We start from the raw sequence: 17485 nt of genomic DNA, 5'->3' as shown, positions 1-17485 counted from the left end.
ATTAAAAAAGCGTATTAAATTTAATGCAAAGGAGAGCCGCAAGCAAATTTACTTAAATTTCAACTCACTTGTGACTATAAATTTTACTCCTCGTAAGCTCCGATAGAGAGAATTTTATCTATTCTTTTTGCGACAAGCTCGTTTATATCAAGCTTCTCAAGCTCGGCTAGCTCTGAGATGAAGTAGTTTGCAAGTGCTTTTGCAGCACCGTCTTTATCTCTATGAGCTCCATTTATCGGCTCGTTTATCACGTCATCTATAAGCGATAAATTTTTTAAGTCATCAGCCGTTATCTTCATAGATTTTGTAGCTTGCTCTTGTTTAGCTGGGTCGTTCCAAAGTATCGCAGCACAACCCTCTGGCGAGATGACTGAAAAGACAGAGTTTTTCATCATAGCAAGTCTATCAGCCACACCTATAGCTAAAGCGCCGCCACTTCCGCCTTCGCCGATAACGACAGCTATTATTGGAGTTTTTAAATTTGCAAATTCAAATAAATTTCTAGCTATGGCCTCGCTTTGACCTCGCTCTTCAGCACCAACGCCAGGATATGCACCTGGAGTGTCTATCAAAAATAAGATAGGTAGGTTAAATTTCTCAGCCAATTTTGCTACGCGTAAAGCCTTTCGGTAACCCTCCGGATGAGGCATACCAAAATTTCTTTTTAGTTTATTTTTAGTGCCACGACCTTTTTGCTCGCCTATAACGACAGTCTTTTTGCCTCCGATATAGCCGACATAGCAGACTATTGCTGGGTCATCGCGAAACGCCCTGTCGCCATGGATCTCATAGCCATCAACTAAAAATGAATTTATATAATCAATAGCGTATGGCCTATCTGGGTGACGAGCAAGTTGCAAACGTTGATATTCGTTTAAATTTTTATATACTTTTGATATCTCTTTAGATAGGTTCTTATTTAAAATTTCAACAGCATGTTCATCGCCTCTGATCTTAGCATTTGCTATATCTTCATCAATTTGCTTTATGCTCTTTTCAAAATCTAAATAATTTGACATCTTAATCCAACTTTTTAAATATCACGACGCCGTTTGTTCCACCAAAGCCAAATGAGTTGCTCATAACAGCTTTTATATCAGCTTTTCTGGCTTTATTTGGAACGTAGTCTAGATCGCAATCTGGATCTGGCGTTTCGTAGTTTATTGTTGGAGGGATGATGCCATCTCTCATTGCCATTATAGATATGACAGCTTCGATCGCACCAGCACCGCCAAGGCAGTGTCCAGTCTGACCTTTAGTTGAACTAACTGGTGGGCACTTATCACCAAAAACAGCCTTTAGTGCAGCTGTCTCGTTTTTATCATTTACTGGCGTTGAAGTACCATGTGCATTAACATAGTCTATCTTTACGCCTTTTGCCATATCAAGTGCTTGTTTCATCGCGCTTAATGGACCTTCAAGTGTTGGTGATGTGATATGGTGTGCATCTCCGCTCTCACCAAATCCAACTACTTCAGCGTAAATTTTAGCACCTCTTGCAACAGCCGACTCATACTCTTCAAGCACAAGTGCGCCAGCGCCCTCGCCCATTACAAAGCCATCGCGGTTTGCATCAAATGGCCTTGACGCCTTACTTGGCTCATCATTTCTAGTTGAGAGTGCTTTCATCGCTGCAAAACCGCCTATACCAACGCCGCAAATAGTTGATTCAGCACCGATAACTAGCATATTTGTTGCTTGACCGATCATTATGCATTTTGCAGCTTGTGATATCGCATGAGTGCTTGCCGCACAAGCTGTTACGCTTGATAAATTTGGACCTTTTAGTCCGTGGTTTATTGAAACTATACCACCTAGCATATTTACAAGTGCAGATGGGATGAAAAATGGCGAAATTCTCTTTACGCCTTTTTCAAAATATGTGATTGAGTTTTTCTCAATATTTGGCAAACCGCCTATACCAGCTGCTGAACTAACGCCAAATTTATGAGCGTCAAACTCCTTAAAATTCGCATCAGCCATAGCTTCGTTAGATGCTTTTATGCCAAGCTGTATGAAACGATCTACTTTTTTCACCTCTTTGCCGTCTAAAATGCTATTTGGATCAAAATCAGTTATCTCGGCAGCAATTTTAACAGGGAATTCGCTTAAATCAAAGCTCGTGATCTCTTTCACACCTGTTTTACCCTCGCAAATAGCCTTAAAAGAGCTCTCTTTATCAAGACCAAGTGCGTTTATCATGCCAATACCAGTTACAACGACTCGTTTCAATACATCTCCTTAAATCAAACTATGCAAATTTAAATTATTTGCCTAGTTTTTCTATATAATTTACAACGTCTTGAATGCTTACTAATTTTTCTGCTTCGCTATCAGGAATTTCTACTTCAAATTTCTCTTCTAAAGCCATAACTAGCTCTACAACGTCAAGTGAATCAGCGCCTAAATCTTCGATGATTTTAGACTCTAGTTTTACCGCTTGTGGATCTACGCTTAGTTGCTCTACAACTACGTCTCTTACGTCTTCAAATACTGCCATTTAAGGTCTCCTTATAAAAAATGTCTGTTATCTTATAATATTTACGCTTTTATTTATTTTAAATTTCAAAACTTGTTGAAATTTCATTACATATAAAGTCCGCCGTTTATTTTTAGCGTCTCGCCAGTCACGTAGCTCGCGTGATCACTTAGTAAAAATGCAACCGCCTCGGCCACCTCGCTAGCGCTACCAAAGCGTTTTAGCGGGATATTGTCACTATAAGTTTTTTTCACCTCATCACTTAGTCCATGCGTCATATCAGTCTCGATAAAGCCCGGAGTTACGCTGTTAAAGCGGATATTTCTGCTTGCGCCCTCTTTTGCAAAGCTCTTGCCCATGGCGATTAGTCCGCCTTTGCTGGCTGAATAATTCACCTGTCCAGCATTTCCCATCTCACCAACGATAGATGCGACGTTTACGACTGCTCCAAAGCGCTTTTTACTCATCACCTTTAAAGCCTCTCTACATCCTATGAAAGCTGAAGTTAAATTTGCATTTATCACATCTGTAAATTCGCTAGTTTTCATGCGAAGCGCTAGCTTGTCATTTGTGATGCCAGCGTTATTTACGAGGTAGCTTAGCTCGCCGTCGCTATCAACTATCAAATTTATGCCTTTTATAAACTCATCTTCGTCAGTTGCGTCAAATTTTATCACTGCAGCCTTGCCGCCATTTTGCTCGATTTCAGCTTGCAAAGCGTCTGCTATTTCAGGCTTTGAGCGGTAGTTTATCCACACTTTTAAGCCCATATTTGCAAGCGTCTTTGCAATTTGTGCGCCGATACCTCTGCTTGCACCTGTTATTAGCACGTTTTTTCCACTAAATTTCATAAATTCTCCTTATAAATTTTGCTTATATTATCAAATTTAAAATAACGCCTCGTCCATTTCAGCTGGAATTTCAAGCCCCATGAGCTTTAAAACGCTAGGCGCAATGTTGTTTAGACCGCCATTTTTTAGCTCTTTAACCCCATCAGCCATCACAAAGCAAAAGACGTCATAGGTAGTGTGATTTGTCAGTAGCTCGCCGCTGCTATCACGCATCTCTTCGCAGTTTCCGTGATCGCTCGTGATGATCATAGCGTAGTTTTTCTCTTTTGCCTTGGCGTAAATTTCTCCAAGAGCCCTATCCACTGCTTCAACTGCTTTTATAGCGGCCTCGTAGTTACCAGTATGTCCCACCATATCGCCATTTGCAAAATTTACCACGATAAAGTCTTGCTCGTCATCCATACCCTTTAGCACGGCTTTGCAAACCTCAGCAGCGCTCATCTCTGGCTTTTCGTCGTATGTTTTTACTTTTGGACTAGGGATGAGCACCCTAGTTTCGTTGCTAGCTAGCTCCTCAACGCCGCCATTAAAGAAAAATGTTACGTGGGCATATTTTTCAGTCTCAGCCGTGTGAAGCTGCCTTAGTCCAGCGGCTGCTATGACCTCGCTTAGGGTGTTTTTTATCTTTTCATTTTTAAATAGCACTTCAAATTTAAAATTTGCGTCGTATTCGGTCATGGTGATAAGATTTTTGATAGCAAAAGGTCGCTCAAACTCGCTAAATTTCTCTTCTCCTAGAGCCTGGCAAATCTCTCTTGCTCTATCATTTCTAAAATTTATTACGATCACGCCATCATCTTCGTCCATGCCACTAAAGCCATTAAAGCTTGCTGGCTTTACAAACTCGTCTGTCACGCCCTCATCGTAGCTTTTTTGTAGATACTCGCTTGGCGATAAGCTGTTTAAATTTGCTCCCTTTACCAAGCTATCATAGGCTTCTTTTACGCGCTCCCAGCGTTTATCTCTATCCATCGCGTAAAATCTCCCACAAACCGTCGCTACCTTAAATTTAGCCTCTAAGCTTTTTATGAAATTTAGACCGCTATTTGGGCTAACGTCGCGTCCGTCGGTTATAGCGTGGGCAAAAACTTCGCAGCCATTTTTGCTAGCAAGCTCGCACATGCCATCAAAATGCTCCATATGAGAGTGCACGCCACCGTCGCTATAAAGCCCTATGACGTGAATTTTTTTGCACTTTTTAAAAAGAGCTTTTAGCGCTTCATTTTCTGCTACTGAGCCATCTTTAAAGCCGCGTGAAATTTTGACCAAATTTTGATACAAAACTCGCCCGCTTCCTATGCACATGTGCCCTACTTCGCTGTTACCCATCTGTCCTTCAGGTAGCCCCACAGCGTTTCCAGAAGTTTTTATGAGTGAGTTTGGAATTTCTTTAAAAAATTTATCGTAGTTTGGCTTTTTGGCCGCCTCAAATGCGTTAAATTTACCATTTTTGTTTGATCCAATGCCATCAGTTATTATAAGTATAGTTTTTTGAGCCATTTTTAAATTTTATCCTTAAATTTAGATAATTTTTAAGGCCATTATACTAAAATTGCTTTTTTTTAAAATAAAGGCCCCTATGTTTTACTATATCTACGAAATTTTAAATTTTAATATCTTTCAGTATATCACCGTTCGCGCTGGCATCGCTTTTTTCATAGCATTTATCTTGACAGCTTATCTGATGCCTAAATTTATCGCTTGGGCAAAGGCAAAAAACGCCGCCCAGCCTATCTACGAGCTTGCCCCGCAAACTCACCAAAAAAAGGCTAAAACGCCAACAATGGGCGGACTTGTCTTTGTCTTTACAGCCGTGATCGCTACGATCATCTGCGCTAGGCTTGATAACGCCTTTGTGCTAGCCTCACTCTTTTGCCTAGTTTGCTTTACTTTGCTTGGCTACAAGGATGACTACAGCAAAATTTTAGGTGCGAAAAATCACGCCGGCCTAAGCCCAAAAGCAAAGCTCTTTTTTCAGTTTCTCATCGCCTTTTTACTCGCAGCCTTTTTATACATCAGCAAAGAGCTAAACACCGAGTTTTACCTGCCGTTTTACAAGCAGCCGATCTTTGACATGAAAATTTTTGCCATTTTCTTTTGGACGCTAGTCATCGTCGCAGCCTCAAATGCGGTAAATTTAACAGACGGACTTGACGGACTAGCTGCCGTGCCATCGATATTTTCACTTCTAACACTTGGCGTTTTTGCCTACATCTGCGGCCACGCTGTCTTTAGCTCGTACCTACTTTTACCAAAGATCGCAGGCGTTGGCGAGAGCGTAGTCGTAGCCTCTGCGCTAATTGGCTCGCTCATGGGCTTTTTGTGGTTTAACTGCCATCCAGCCGAGGTCTTTATGGGCGATAGCGGCAGCCTAAGCGTTGGTGCATATATCGGCTTTATGGGCGTTGCGACCAAAAACGAAATTTTGCTCATCATCATCGGCCTCATCTTTGTCGTTGAGACCCTAAGCGTCATCTTGCAGGTGGGTAGTTTTAAAATTTTTAAACGCAGAATTTTCTTAATGGCGCCTATACATCACCATTTTGAGATAAAGGGCTGGGCGGAAAATAAGATCATCGTGCGCTTTTGGATCATCGCGCTTTTGGCAAATTTGATCGCACTGACCGCGCTAAAGATCAGGTAGATCATGCGAGCGCAGATAGAGCCAGACTTTGAGAGTGCTAGAAAAAAGTATGATGAAATTTTGGAGCAAATTTTAGCCTACACCGACTATTGCGACGAATTTGGCGATGAGGACGGCGAAGAGTACCGCAAGGTAGAGCAGCGCTTAGCCAGGATAAGCGGCAAAGATATGAGTAAATTTAGCCTGCATGAGTGGTGGGAGGCTGAGGGCGCTGAAAATCTCGCCTTTGACATCGCTTTGCCAGAGCCAAAAGTGGTGCCAGATATAACAAAAGACGAGCTTAGGCAGATCGTAGAGCGTATGTTGGCGCCTGTGCCTGAATTTGATGATGATTTTTTAGAGGCATTTTATATAAGAGTAAAATTTGCTTGCAAAGGCGCATATTTTGCAGAGTTTTTGAAGCTAAATTTTTCTGATACGTTTAGATTTGAGCTCTTTGAACGTCAAAAAATAGACGGCGTGATGCGTGAGCTAAGTGCAAACGAGATAGTAGAAATTTTATGGGGCAAAAGAGGATAAAAGCATGAGAAAATCACTATTTGGCTATGGTGGCACGACGAAAGCTATCGCTAAAAACTTCGTAAATGAGGGCTTTTGGGATATCTACGATGATAAATTTAGCGAAATTTCTAAGGACGAGTTTGGCAACGCTCTTTTGCCAGTTAGCAAATTTGACCCAGCAAAAAGCGGCCTAGAGATACCAAGCCCAGGCATCCCGCCTCACCACGAGCTTATCAAAAAAGCTAGAAATTTAGTTAGCGAATATGACTATTTTTATGAAATTTACAAGGCCCATCTGCCATTTAATGTCTGGATAAGCGGCACAAACGGCAAGACGACGACCACAAAGATGATGCAGCACCTATTAGAGAGCAAGGGCTCAGTGATGGGCGGAAATGTCGGCATCGCACTAGCAAATTTAGACCCGCACGCTAAAATTTGGATACTTGAGACCAGCTCATTTACTCTGCACTACACAAACCGCGCCACACCAGGAATTTACGTGCTTTTGCCGATCACGCCAGACCATCTAAGCTGGCATGGCAACATGAGCGAGTACGAAAAGGCCAAGCTAAAGCCACTTGCTAGCATGAGCGAAACTAGCGTAGCGATCGTGCCTGAAATTTACGCTAAAACGCCTACAAAGGCCAAAGTGATCGCCTATAAAGATGAGAGCGACTTAGCTCGTTTTTGCGGTGTAAATTTGAACGATATAGCCTTTAAAACGCCGTTTTTACTAGACGCACTGCTGGCACTTGCGGTTGAGAAAATTTTATTTGACCGCTGCGACGTGGCACTTTTAAACACATTTGTCATCGAGGCAAACAAGCTCGAAGAGCTCACCGACAAGATGGGGCGAACCTGGGTAAATGACACAAAAGCGACAAACATAGACGCCAGCATCCAAGCCGTAAAACGCTACAAAGATCACTTCATGCACCTGATCCTAGGCGGCGACGACAAGGGCGTTAGCATGGATGAGCTCTTTGAAAATTTAAAGGGCCTTAAGGTCAAAATTTATGCCATCGGCTCAAACAGCGACAAGCTTATGAATTTATCCGATAAATTTGACATCCCTGCCTTAAAATGCGACTTTTTACAAAACGCTGTAAATGAGATAAGTAAAGAGCTTAAAAGTGGCGAGATAGCGCTTCTAAGCCCAGCAGCTGCGAGCCTTGATCAGTTTAAGAGCTACGCCGAGCGAGGAGATAAATTTAAAGAGTTTATAAGGGCTCTTTGAGCTTAAGTTATTTTTAGATCTTGGCGTTTTGTCTAAAATTTTGCCACTAAATTTAAAGAAAAAAGCAAAAATTTTCTCTATAAGAGTTTTTTATTGAATACTTTTTAAGTTTATGCTAATATTTGGCGAAAAAATTAAGGAAGAATTTTATGCCAATTACCCCTATCTAAGCAAAATTTATGATACTAAAAGCATACATGCCTACACTGGTACAGCTATCATATCTAATAGGATATAAAGATAAAAGTGGTGGTATCTATAACCATACAAACAAGGTATCTTTAAGAGATATAACAGATCATATAGTAAATGTAGTCTCTGATAATGAGTATCCATTTAAGACAAATGAAGAGATAAGCCTAAAGGCTATATATAAACAAGAAAAAGGTAGTAAGAGGTATAAAGAGGTACTTTGGGGATATATGGTGATAAAGAGCATAGAGTATAACGAAGTATCTAAATCAAATCCTAAAGATGTGGTAGCCTTAAAAGATCAAAAGGGTAAAGAGATAAGATTTAAAATTTCAGATCTTATAAAAAAAGATCATTTAGACAAGCTAAAGCAAGGTGGTCATACTATAGTATTTTTTGCATATCTTGAAGGAGAGAATGATAAATTTAAATACAAAAGCGTATATGGTAAAAACCATATAAGGATAGATATAAAGATACCTCTATATATTAGATTTAAAGATGATAAGCTAATTATATATGAGTTTGAGCATGCTATAAAAGAGAATAGTTTTAAAGCTAGTCTAAATCATGATGATGCCTTAGTAAATAAAAGTGGCTACTTATATATAGATAAAGATATATCTAAGCAAGATATAAATATCTATGAAGATGATAAGCTTACTAAAGAGCTAAAGAGTGAAGATAGTATAAATAAGAGATATCAAATTTACATAGATGAAGCAAATTCCACAAACTATCAAAACCAAAGCAACACAAACCAAACAGGTAATACAAAGATAAATAAAGATACCAAGTATGGTATCAACCTACTAAGTAAAGATAATATGAATAGCTTTATAAACTCTTTTAATGAGTCAAAGAGTATAACAAGAGTAGATAAGGGTATGTGGGTAGATGGGGATAGGGAAGTCTTAGTCAAGATAGAGATAGGAAATGAGATAGTTTTCCCACTAAAAATCAAGCCTTTAAATGATAAAGGTATGTTGTACGATTGGACGCTTATGTTGGGCGATACAGGTCAGAGTCAGGCTATATTTAATTGGGATAGACTTGGTGGTAGAAAACACGCCGCAAGAGATCTGTATACAGATATGCCTTTTAAAAAGAATATAGACATAAAAACATTTAAGTCAGATGTAGAGATAGTATCTATAGCTGATGGTGAAGTAATAAAGACAGGTGATTTTTACTATAAGACCGATCATATAACGATACAATACGACACAGTAGAATTTGGTAGCTTCATAATTAGATATGGAGAGGTCGATCCTTTAAGAGTAAAAGTAAAAGTGGGTGATAAGGTAAGAAAAGGTCAGATTATAGGATATGCTGGACTTATGATCAATAATGGCGATCACCCAAACATAGTTGATAAAAAGGTAGTCACCATGCTTCACTTTGAGTATTTTACAAATGGAGCTGATACAAAAAATAACTTTACTGCAACAAATGATCCAAATAATAAATTTAAAAGGCATAAGGATCTAGCAGACCCACTGGAAATACTAAAGGAAGGATACAAAAATACTTTTGGAGAAATATTATGAGGATAATCTTTAAAATAATTTTAGCTTTACTTGTAGTTGTAAATTTATCATTTGCAACAGATGATTATGATAATAGTTGGGAAAAAAAGACGATACCTAAGAAGTTTTTGAGTCAAGGTTGCAAAACAATATCAAAAGACATTTGGAATGAAAGCAAGGTTTCCTATCGTCAAACCACTATATTAAATATGTACGAAAAGCCAATTTTAAATTTATATGGCGATCACGACCTAACAATCAAAGACATAGGACATCTAAAAAATCTTAAATACAAAGAGTGTAATAAAAATTTTTGTTACGACTTTGATTTTAAGTGGCTAAACAACAAAAGTCTTTTGGTGCAACTACATTTTCATGCTGATAAATATTCTAAATCAAGCTGTGAATTATGGCTATATGAAGAATATGATGGTAGTGTAGATGTATATAGTTTTACGTCTAAAAATTTACCTGACTAATCATAGGCGATATATTTATGAAAACAATCTTTAAAATAATCTTAGCTTTGCTTGTAGCTGTAAATTTATTATTTGCAACAGATGACTACGATGATGACTGGGGAAGAAAGGCGGTACCTAAGAAGTTTTTGAATAAAGATTGTCGTAAATTAGTAAAGAAAATATTTTGCGAAAGTAAAAGTAAGTATGTATCAGACACAATAATCAATATTTGGAAAGAGCCAATTTTGAATATTCTTATTTATGAGTCTCCCTTAAAAGACATAGAATATATGAAAAATATAAGATATATAACCCACGATGCAAATAACTATTCTTATGGCTTTGATTTTAAATGGATAAATAAAAATACTCTTTTAGTTCAACTATTTGATACAAGCCCTGAAAATAGCTGTGAACTATGGCTATATGAAGAAAGGGATGGTAGTGTAGATGTTTATAAATTTACATCAAGATATTTACCTGATTAATAAATTTATTTAAGGATAGAAATGAAATTTAAAAACATACTATTATTAAGCTTTCTAATGAGTTTAAATTTATATGGATTTGAACCAATGAACCCTAGTATAGCTACCAAAAAGGCTAGTGATGATTATGGGTAAGTTGATACCATAGTATGGTGCAGTGCAGATTATGGTGTTGACACAATTGCTCCTAGCTTTAAATGCTATGACGCTAAAGGAAAGTATAAATTTAAAAAATACTCTTTAGAAGATTTTATATGTCAGTCAGACTATAACTCTTTTAGAGATAACTACTTTGCTGATCTTTATAATCTAATCTTAAAAGAAGCTCCAAATTTAAAAGACAAAGCTCAAAAGATAGCAAGAGAGAGGATAAAAGATAGCAAAAAAGAGTGCATTAGATACTCAAAAAAAGAGTATAACTATAGCTTTGTTGCTAAGTCAGCATTTTTTGTATCTGAAAGTATCTATTGCGTAAAGAATTTCTATAGAGAGTACACTGCTAAGCTATCTTTAATGCTTTGCAAGAACGATAAAGAGCTATTTAAAAGAATTTATGGCAAAGACTACGAGAAATTTAAAGAGGTCTTTGAAGATACCTTAAAATATGTACCGATAGAAAATGGTAGCATACCAAGAGATGTAAAAAGAGCTGAAATAAACGACGACTTTTTAAAAAAATACAAAAGTTACCACTATGATGACGACTACCCGCAGATAGATGACATGTTATATATCATGCTCGTGCAATACTCACTCATTGACAAAAATAGTCATTTAGTTTTACCTGAGAATAGAAAAAACGATGACAAAAACTAAATTTGTATACTTATTGCTGCTTTTAGCTATATTTTCTAATGCCAAAAACTTAAGCATAGAAACATACAGCAAGGATAACAAATGCTCCATAAGTATAAATGATGAAGAGATTTATAGCAGGGAGTGCGAGTATGAGCTTGAACCAAATTTAATATTTTATACCAAATTTAATCGTAGCGAAGTGTGGATATTTCAAGATATACAAAACTATGCCGCCTGCAGCGGACACGGGCCTTTGAGAATTTTTGAAAAGAAAAATGACGACAAGATAAAATTTCAAGGCGAGATAGATTGGTGCGCGAGTGTGCCATTTTTTGAAGTCAATGATAGAGGCATCTTGATAATAGACAAACCACACAAAAATGCACTAACCAACAACGGCGATCCAAATTTTAAAGGTAGCGGGAAACTATCAAATGAAAGAAAATATAAATTTGAGAATGGGAAGATCAAAAGATATAGTTTTGCCTTTGTTAAATAGATATAATGCGCTTAAAAAAGAACGGATAGATATGGCAAAAAAGATAGTTATTTTTTATTTTATGGTGCTAGGCTTTATGACACATAATGCCTACGCAAAAGATATAAATTTAACGGGGATTTACAAGAATGAGCCTTGTAATATTTCAATAGAAATAGCAAAAAATACCAATAAAGCGAAGTATTTTTACAAGATAGTGGAGAATAATCAGACAAAATCACAAGGCTATATATCAAGCATAAAAAGCAACGGCGAAGGTGGATTTTACATAAAATTTAAAAAGATTGGCGGAGAGTATGAAAATGGTAGTATAGTCATACAAAACTATGGAAATTCTATGAACAAGTATAATCATTTTGAAGATTGTGATAGTAAATACTTAAAATTTGATAAATGAACATAGTGCCTTTATTTTTTGTTCTAAATAATTTTTTGGAGAAATGATATAAAAACGATACTTCTTATTGTAACTATTTGTAGTGCCTTATTTGCACAAGTTTTTGCATATAAAACAGATATTGTGAGTGCAAATTTGAGCACAAAGCAGATAGCTAAAGATAAGATCAAATTTAGCCTAATCTATAAGAATAAGGCAAATAACGATGCCATAAAAATATCTGGAGTAGCCAAGAATAAAACTATAGATCTTGATCCAGAGACGGACGATGACGAATATGGTGAGAAACTAGCCTATTTTGCAAATGAGTATATATATGAAAGTAATGGATGCTACCTGGCGCTACGAATAGATGCTGATGAAAACAAGAGAGCTGTAGTAAATTTTGAAGCGTGTGAGGCGATAAACAAAAATGAATGGGTGCCAAAAAATATGCTTATATCAAAAGAGTATTTTAAAGAATTACAGCAGTCAAAATAAATACAAATATGAAGACTATAAATAAAATAATTCTTTTTTATCTAGTGCTATCTATGTCACCTGCTCTTTTTGCAGAACAAGCCGCCAAGCAGTGCTTTAGTGGATATTTAGATAGTAAAGCTCGTTTTATAGATGAAAATAAATTTGATGAATTTGACTTTTCTGGCATTATAGCTGACACTCGTACAAAATATATCGTATCTGGTGAGTACAAAATAACCGCAGAGGCTCGCCCATTTAACGGCGAAATTCAAATAATCAAGATAAAAAAATATGCGAATTTAAACTACGGCGTTGATGACTTCATGAAAGATAAGATCAATGCCCAAGGCATAGCCTTAGCGAGCTATTTCTTAAAAGGCAATGGAGATTTTCTGGCCAAAGGTCAAATGCTCATAAAATGGTACATTAATAGCGATCAAAGGCTAGCGTATGACGATATATCAGAAGATGAGGATATGTACGCAAATTATCTATTTTGCGGAGAGTGCAAGGTAGGCAAGGCTCAAACAAAGCCATGCGCGTAGGGGCATTACAGGACACCAAACAGCGGCGATCTTGACATAGGTGCCGGGGAGTTTAGTCCTAGTCCAAAATATCTTAACAACGGCTGGAGCGACTTTAACAAGGATGAGTAAATTTTCTATAAAAAGCTTTTTAATACTATTTCTAATTTTAGGATTCCTAAATTTAACAGCTAGCGAAAATTTATCACACACGACAGGCGTAGGTGAGATCAAAATCGGTCAAAATTTAGCTTTGAAAAATGTCACATACTTCTTAGACGGCGAAAAGGCAAGCTTTGTAAATTTAGAAAAAACGCAGATTATGACACTTGATTTTTGCTGTGGCGGTAACGGCGAAATTCAAAGGATAAACGTCAAATTTTATGATAAAAATTTAACCAAAGACTATATAAATTTCAGCAAGACAAAAGAATTTACTACAAATTCTGGTATCAAACTGGGCGACAAACAAGAGCAAATTTTAAATAAGCTAGGCAAGCCAAGAGACCAGCAAGAGCAAAACAGCACAACCGCTGCGATCTATATCACAGAGCAAAATGAGAGCCGCCTCTTGCAAGAATTTGACATGCCACTCTACTATGAGAAATTTATCTTTTATAGTGGCGTTTTAAAAGAATATGAATTTGGCTTTGAGTATCCGTGATATAAAAAATAAATAGCAAAATAAGTTTAAGAAATATGCCTATCTTGCATATCAAATTTTAATCACAATAACGTTTATTTCGTAACAAAACACGTTTAAGCTTTTTGCTTTGTTTAAGCAAGTTTTTACTACAATCCAAAATTAAATTTAGCTTTTTGGGCTATCATTTGTGAAAACTTCAAGGAGCACGATGGAACCGATTTATAAAACGCAGATCATCAAATATAAAGGCGAGCAAAAAGCGCAGGTTGATGATATTTTGGTGCGTGAGATTAAGCTTGAAATTTACATAAATGACAAAAAATTTGGCGCCGTTATGGCAACGCCTACCGATCAAAAGGCGCTTGCTGTGGGCTATTTGATCAGCGAAAACGTCATCACAAAGCCAGAAGACATAGCTGAAGTTAGACTCTCAACCGACGAGCTAAGCGTCTATGTAAGCGCCAAAGTGAATGAAAAACGCTTAGAGCAGTTTGACGAAGAAAAGGTCATAATAAGTGGCTGTGGCAGAAGCTCAACAGCAAATATCGACCCACAGGCGATGGCGGCAAGAGCCGTAAAAAGCGGAGCTAAATTTAACAAAGATATGATCCTTGCTCAAATGAAGGAGTTTTACACGCAGTGCGAGCTTTATGAGATGACTGGCTGCGTGCATACGGCAAAGCTCTTTGTAAGCGAAGATAAATTTTACATAGGCGAGGATATCGCTCAGCACAACACGATCGACAAAGCCGTTGGCAAGGCCGTTTTAGACGGAGCTAACTTAGCAAATTCATTTTTGATGGTGAGTGGCAGACTTAGCTCAGAGATGGTCGCAAAGGCCGTTATGCACGGGGTGCCAGCACTTATCTCAAGGACAGCGCCAACTAGCCTTGGTGTGGTGATCGCTCGTAAATTTGAGCTTACACTTTGTGGTTTTGCAAGGGGCGAAAATATCAACGTTTATAGCGGCGAAGAGAGAATTTATGAGTAAAAATTTAGAAGAGCTAATAAAACAAACGCTAAATAAAAGTGGCAAACTTGACTGCGGCACGGCTTTTAAGATCGCAAACAAGCTTGGCATAGAAGTCGGCGAGGTAAGCGACGAGGCAACCAGACTTGGCATCAAGATAGACAACTGCGAGCTTGGACAATTTGGTGGCTTGGATAAAGACCGCGGCAAATTTACATTGTCACTAAAACTAAAAGAAGTGAGCGACGAAAAGGGCAGAGTTTTTTGCAAAGATGCAAGGCAGATGGCGGCGGCTAACGGCGGGCTAAAGACCATGCGCTCGACGCTTAGAGACTACGGCTTTGACGTGAAGTACTGTCAGCTAGGCTGTTTTAAGGAAAAGAAAGGCAAAAAGATGAGAGTAAAGACGAAGACTTGGATAGAAAACGACGAGGGCGAGCTTATATTTGGCAAGGGCAAAACCGAGGTTTTAGACGTTATAGCCGAGGTTGGCTCGATATCAAAGGCAGCTGAAATTTTAGGTATGAACTATAAAAAATGCTGGTCGCATCTGCAAATTTTGCAAAAAAATTTAAAAGAAGATCTCTTTACAACCAAGCAAGGTGGCGGAGATAGCGCTGGCACTACGCTAAATGATAGGGCACACGAGCTCATAAACGCTTATAAACAGCTTCAAAACGACATCGAAGACTACGCAAATAAGCGCTTTAAAGAGCTATTTTTAAAACAAGATGAGAAGAAAAACGATAAAAAATAAACCAAATTTTTAAAAGGAGAAAAACATGTATGTAAAACTAAATGACAGGACTTATCTAAACAAAGATAAGATCACTAGAATCAAGATCGATAGCGTTCAAGACGGTATTCGTATCCGTTTCTATGAGGGTGCAAACCAAGTTGCTAAGAGCCAAAGATTTGAGAGTGAAGCAAAAGCTAACGAGTGGTTAGAGAAAAATTTCTTAAACAAATAAAACACGCGAGTGGGCGCCCTGCCCGCTTATAACCTCACTTTATACAAAATTTCACTATAATCGCGCTTTTAGCCAAAGGGAAAATCGTGCCAACTATAGATGAAGTAAGAAAAAATATCATTTTAAAAGATGGAATTTACTATTTTGACTACACGGCCTCAGGCCTTGCCTATGCGCCTATCGAAGATGAAATTTCAAAATTTTTAAAAACCTACGCAAACACTCACTCAGACAGCAGTTCAAGTGCTGTGCTAACGCAAAAACGCTACGAAAACGCAAGAGCTGAGTTAAAGGAGCTTTTGGGGCTTGATGAGAGCTTTTATCTCATCGCAACTGGTCAAGGCGCAACGGCTGCGATAAAGAAATTTCAGGAGATAATGGGAATTTATCTGCCGCCAACCACAAGAGCCTTGATAGGCGAAGCAAATTTAAGAAGCGTAAATTTACCACTCGTGCTTGTTGGCCCGTATGAGCACCACTCAAATGAGATCAGCTTTCGTGAAGGGTTTTGCGACTGCGAGCGCATCGGGCTTGATGAAAACGGCGAGATAGACTACGTGATGCTTGAGAGGACGCTAAAACTAAACGCAAAAAGAAAGATCATCGCCTGCTTTAGCGCCGCCTCAAACGTCACAGGCGTTAAAACCGACTACAAGAGAATTTACTCGCTCGTTAAAAAATTTGGCGGAGTGGTGGCATTTGACTGCGCAGCAACCAGCTCGCATGAAATTTTAGACGCTGCGTACTTTGACGCAGCCTTTTTCTCGCCTCACAAGCTACTTGGCGGAGTTGGGAGTTGTGGTCTTTTAGCGATCAAAAAAGAGCTTTATACAAGTGATATACCAAGCTTTGCAAGTGGTGGCACTATCGCTCTTGCAACGCCATCAAAACACCTTTTTATAAAAAATGTCGAGCAACTTGAAGAGGCTGGCACGCCATCTATCTTGGGGCTAGTGCGAGCAAGCCTAGCCTATAACTTGCAAGCAAGTGTAGGAGTAGAAAATATCAAAGCTCGCGAAGATGAACTGGCAATTTTCTTTGAAAAAGAGCTTAGCAGTATCGAAGATATCACCATTTATGGCCCTAAAAATGCAGAAAAACTGCCTATTTTTTCATTTAATGTGCGTGATATTTCGCCTTATGACTTTGCCGCAACACTTAGCAACAACCACGGCATACAAAGCCGCGCTGGCGTGATGTGCGCTGGACCTTATGCTTTTGATCTGCTGGGACTTAAAGAAAATAAGATCTTAGAGAAAAAGCCAGGTTTTGTAAGGGTGAGCATGCACTACACGCATACAAAAGAGGACATACTCTATCTCATAAACGCTATCAAATCATCTATCAAAAAGCACCGAGAGCTTTGGGGCGAGGAAAAAGCGTTGTATGAGATGTTTGGCGGAAAAATTTAGGTTAAATTTTTGTTTTGGGCTAAATTTAACTATCAAGAAAGTTAAAAATTTAAATTTATATTGCCATTTTAAAATATAAAAACAATTATATTTTTTGATCTGAATTTGCTCATTCTTCCCATTTAAATTTTAACTGTATCAAATAAAATTTATCATCTTGGATCAAATTTTGCCAGCAGAATTTAAAGCAAATTTGCTGTTTTTATACAAAGTTATATCTGCTTAGTCTTAAGAAACTCTAACAAAACACGCCACCATTGTGAGTGGACAAAAAATATTGAGCATTTTATCTTGCTTTTACATCTGGTTAAATAGAAATTTCTCAAGATCTTTTATGTGGTAGCCGTTTAAAATTGGCAACAACTAGTTTTTATGTTGATTAAAAAAGAATCAAAAAATAATTTTTAATCACTTCTTCAAC

At 38.0% G+C, this 17485-nt stretch carries 21 protein-coding genes; 16 read left to right on the top strand and 5 right to left on the bottom strand.

Features of this window, described 5'->3' with window-relative positions:
* Window positions 1–83 precede the first annotated feature (83 nt).
* From accA to gpmI, 5 genes are all read right to left on the bottom strand, one after another.
* Window positions 84–1019, bottom strand: coding sequence for an acetyl-CoA carboxylase carboxyl transferase subunit alpha (gene accA, locus CYP77_RS02185; RefSeq protein WP_103566643.1), 936 nt, complete (start codon window positions 1017–1019; stop codon window positions 84–86).
* A gap of 1 nt (window position 1020) precedes the next feature.
* The gene (locus CYP77_RS02180; RefSeq protein ID WP_103566640.1) at window positions 1021–2232 is read right to left on the bottom strand and encodes a beta-ketoacyl-ACP synthase II; all 1212 of its coding nucleotides are present in this window, start codon (window positions 2230–2232) and stop codon (window positions 1021–1023) included.
* Window positions 2233–2266: 34 nt separating this feature from the next.
* A complete protein-coding gene (acpP, locus tag CYP77_RS02175; protein ID WP_002941395.1) occupies window positions 2267–2500 on the bottom strand; it encodes an acyl carrier protein in 234 nt (77 codons plus the stop codon).
* Window positions 2501–2586: 86 nt separating this feature from the next.
* Window positions 2587–3330, bottom strand: coding sequence for a 3-oxoacyl-ACP reductase FabG (gene fabG / locus CYP77_RS02170; RefSeq protein WP_103566636.1), 744 nt, complete (start codon window positions 3328–3330; stop codon window positions 2587–2589).
* Window positions 3331–3366: 36 nt separating this feature from the next.
* Entirely contained in the window at window positions 3367–4830 is a 1464-nt protein-coding gene (gpmI, locus tag CYP77_RS02165) for a 2,3-bisphosphoglycerate-independent phosphoglycerate mutase (RefSeq protein ID WP_103566634.1), read from the bottom strand.
* A gap of 79 nt (window positions 4831–4909) precedes the next feature.
* Between gpmI and mraY the strand changes: the two genes are divergently transcribed.
* The 16 genes from mraY (at window position 4910) to CYP77_RS02085 (ending at window position 17064) form a co-directional block, all read left to right on the top strand.
* Window positions 4910–5974, top strand: coding sequence for a phospho-N-acetylmuramoyl-pentapeptide-transferase (mraY, locus tag CYP77_RS02160; protein ID WP_021086091.1), 1065 nt, complete (start codon window positions 4910–4912; stop codon window positions 5972–5974).
* Between the two features lie 3 nt (window positions 5975–5977).
* A complete protein-coding gene (locus CYP77_RS02155; RefSeq protein ID WP_103566631.1) occupies window positions 5978–6493 on the top strand; it encodes a hypothetical protein in 516 nt (171 codons plus the stop codon).
* Between the two features lie 4 nt (window positions 6494–6497).
* On the top strand, window positions 6498–7715 hold the full coding sequence (gene murD / locus CYP77_RS02150) for a UDP-N-acetylmuramoyl-L-alanine--D-glutamate ligase (RefSeq protein ID WP_103566629.1): 1218 nt from the start codon (window positions 6498–6500) through the stop codon (window positions 7713–7715).
* Between the two features lie 179 nt (window positions 7716–7894).
* A complete protein-coding gene (locus CYP77_RS10120) occupies window positions 7895–9457 on the top strand; it encodes a M23 family metallopeptidase (protein WP_258032364.1) in 1563 nt (520 codons plus the stop codon).
* Window positions 9454–9915, top strand: a complete 462-nt coding sequence (locus CYP77_RS02140) for a hypothetical protein (RefSeq protein WP_103566627.1) — start codon at window positions 9454–9456, stop codon at window positions 9913–9915. Before CYP77_RS10120 ends, CYP77_RS02140 begins: the two co-directional genes overlap by 4 nt.
* 17 nt (window positions 9916–9932) lie before the next feature.
* Window positions 9933–10385 (top strand): hypothetical protein, encoded by a 453-nt coding sequence (locus CYP77_RS02135; protein ID WP_103566617.1) that lies wholly within the window; start codon window positions 9933–9935, stop codon window positions 10383–10385.
* A 513-nt stretch (window positions 10386–10898) separates the two neighbouring features.
* Complete coding sequence (locus CYP77_RS10115; protein ID WP_258032363.1) at window positions 10899–11201, top strand: hypothetical protein; 303 nt, start codon at window positions 10899–10901, stop codon at window positions 11199–11201.
* Window positions 11188–11682 carry a hypothetical protein gene (locus CYP77_RS02125; RefSeq protein ID WP_103566615.1) on the top strand — a complete coding sequence of 165 codons (495 nt, stop codon included), beginning with the start codon at window positions 11188–11190 and terminating at the stop codon, window positions 11680–11682. Before CYP77_RS10115 ends, CYP77_RS02125 begins: the two co-directional genes overlap by 14 nt.
* The gene (locus tag CYP77_RS02120) at window positions 11618–12079 is read left to right on the top strand and encodes a hypothetical protein (protein ID WP_141090564.1); all 462 of its coding nucleotides are present in this window, start codon (window positions 11618–11620) and stop codon (window positions 12077–12079) included. Before CYP77_RS02125 ends, CYP77_RS02120 begins: the two co-directional genes overlap by 65 nt.
* A 123-nt stretch (window positions 12080–12202) precedes the next feature.
* Window positions 12203–12559, top strand: a complete 357-nt coding sequence (locus tag CYP77_RS02115) for a hypothetical protein (protein WP_103566608.1) — start codon at window positions 12203–12205, stop codon at window positions 12557–12559.
* Window positions 12560–12612: 53 nt separating this feature from the next.
* On the top strand, window positions 12613–13086 hold the full coding sequence (locus CYP77_RS02110) for a hypothetical protein (RefSeq protein ID WP_141090829.1): 474 nt from the start codon (window positions 12613–12615) through the stop codon (window positions 13084–13086).
* A gap of 40 nt (window positions 13087–13126) precedes the next feature.
* Entirely contained in the window at window positions 13127–13729 is a 603-nt protein-coding gene (locus CYP77_RS10075; RefSeq protein ID WP_219809398.1) for a hypothetical protein, read from the top strand.
* 190 nt (window positions 13730–13919) lie between these two features.
* A complete protein-coding gene (gene fdhD / locus CYP77_RS02100) occupies window positions 13920–14702 on the top strand; it encodes a formate dehydrogenase accessory sulfurtransferase FdhD (RefSeq protein ID WP_103566603.1) in 783 nt (260 codons plus the stop codon).
* Window positions 14695–15438, top strand: coding sequence for a winged helix-turn-helix domain-containing protein (locus tag CYP77_RS02095; protein WP_103566601.1), 744 nt, complete (start codon window positions 14695–14697; stop codon window positions 15436–15438). The genes fdhD and CYP77_RS02095 overlap by 8 nt, the downstream gene beginning before the upstream one ends.
* Before the next feature lie 25 nt (window positions 15439–15463).
* Window positions 15464–15652: a hypothetical protein gene (locus CYP77_RS02090; RefSeq protein WP_002941192.1), complete on the top strand. Its 189-nt coding sequence runs from the start codon at window positions 15464–15466 to the stop codon at window positions 15650–15652.
* An 86-nt stretch (window positions 15653–15738) separates the two neighbouring features.
* Window positions 15739–17064, top strand: coding sequence for an aminotransferase class V-fold PLP-dependent enzyme (locus CYP77_RS02085; RefSeq protein ID WP_103566599.1), 1326 nt, complete (start codon window positions 15739–15741; stop codon window positions 17062–17064).
* The last annotated feature ends 421 nt before the right edge of the window (window positions 17065–17485 follow it).

Origin of the sequence: Campylobacter concisus, assembly GCF_002913865.1 — a bacterium.
GTDB classification, from domain to species: Bacteria; Campylobacterota; Campylobacteria; order Campylobacterales; family Campylobacteraceae; genus Campylobacter_A; species Campylobacter_A concisus_AM.
The sequence above is the reverse complement of the archived record's forward strand: the minus strand, read 5'-3'. Positions and strand labels throughout refer to the sequence as shown.

Bases quoted from the DNA above. Each gene is read 5' to 3' on its own strand.
- fabG (WP_103566636.1), bottom strand. From the start codon at position 3,330: ATGAAATTTAGTGGAAAAAACGTGCTAATAACAGGTGCAAGCAGAGGT.
- murD (WP_103566629.1), top strand. From the start codon at position 6,498: ATGAGAAAATCACTATTTGGCTATGGTGGCACGACGAAAGCTATCGCT.
- fdhD (WP_103566603.1), top strand. From the start codon at position 13,920: ATGGAACCGATTTATAAAACGCAGATCATCAAATATAAAGGCGAGCAA.
- CYP77_RS02140 (WP_103566627.1), top strand. From the start codon at position 9,454: ATGAGGATAATCTTTAAAATAATTTTAGCTTTACTTGTAGTTGTAAAT.
- CYP77_RS02110 (WP_141090829.1), top strand. From the start codon at position 12,613: ATGTCACCTGCTCTTTTTGCAGAACAAGCCGCCAAGCAGTGCTTTAGT.
- CYP77_RS02090 (WP_002941192.1), top strand. From the start codon at position 15,464: ATGTATGTAAAACTAAATGACAGGACTTATCTAAACAAAGATAAGATC.
- CYP77_RS10120 (WP_258032364.1), top strand. From the start codon at position 7,895: ATGATACTAAAAGCATACATGCCTACACTGGTACAGCTATCATATCTA.
- CYP77_RS02125 (WP_103566615.1), top strand. From the start codon at position 11,188: ATGACAAAAACTAAATTTGTATACTTATTGCTGCTTTTAGCTATATTT.
- CYP77_RS02155 (WP_103566631.1), top strand. From the start codon at position 5,978: ATGCGAGCGCAGATAGAGCCAGACTTTGAGAGTGCTAGAAAAAAGTAT.
- acpP (WP_002941395.1), bottom strand. From the start codon at position 2,500: ATGGCAGTATTTGAAGACGTAAGAGACGTAGTTGTAGAGCAACTAAGC.
- gpmI (WP_103566634.1), bottom strand. From the start codon at position 4,830: ATGGCTCAAAAAACTATACTTATAATAACTGATGGCATTGGATCAAAC.
- CYP77_RS02095 (WP_103566601.1), top strand. From the start codon at position 14,695: ATGAGTAAAAATTTAGAAGAGCTAATAAAACAAACGCTAAATAAAAGT.
- CYP77_RS02120 (WP_141090564.1), top strand. From the start codon at position 11,618: ATGAAAGAAAATATAAATTTGAGAATGGGAAGATCAAAAGATATAGTT.
- accA (WP_103566643.1), bottom strand. From the start codon at position 1,019: ATGTCAAATTATTTAGATTTTGAAAAGAGCATAAAGCAAATTGATGAA.
- CYP77_RS02135 (WP_103566617.1), top strand. From the start codon at position 9,933: ATGAAAACAATCTTTAAAATAATCTTAGCTTTGCTTGTAGCTGTAAAT.
- CYP77_RS10115 (WP_258032363.1), top strand. From the start codon at position 10,899: ATGCTTTGCAAGAACGATAAAGAGCTATTTAAAAGAATTTATGGCAAA.
- mraY (WP_021086091.1), top strand. From the start codon at position 4,910: ATGTTTTACTATATCTACGAAATTTTAAATTTTAATATCTTTCAGTAT.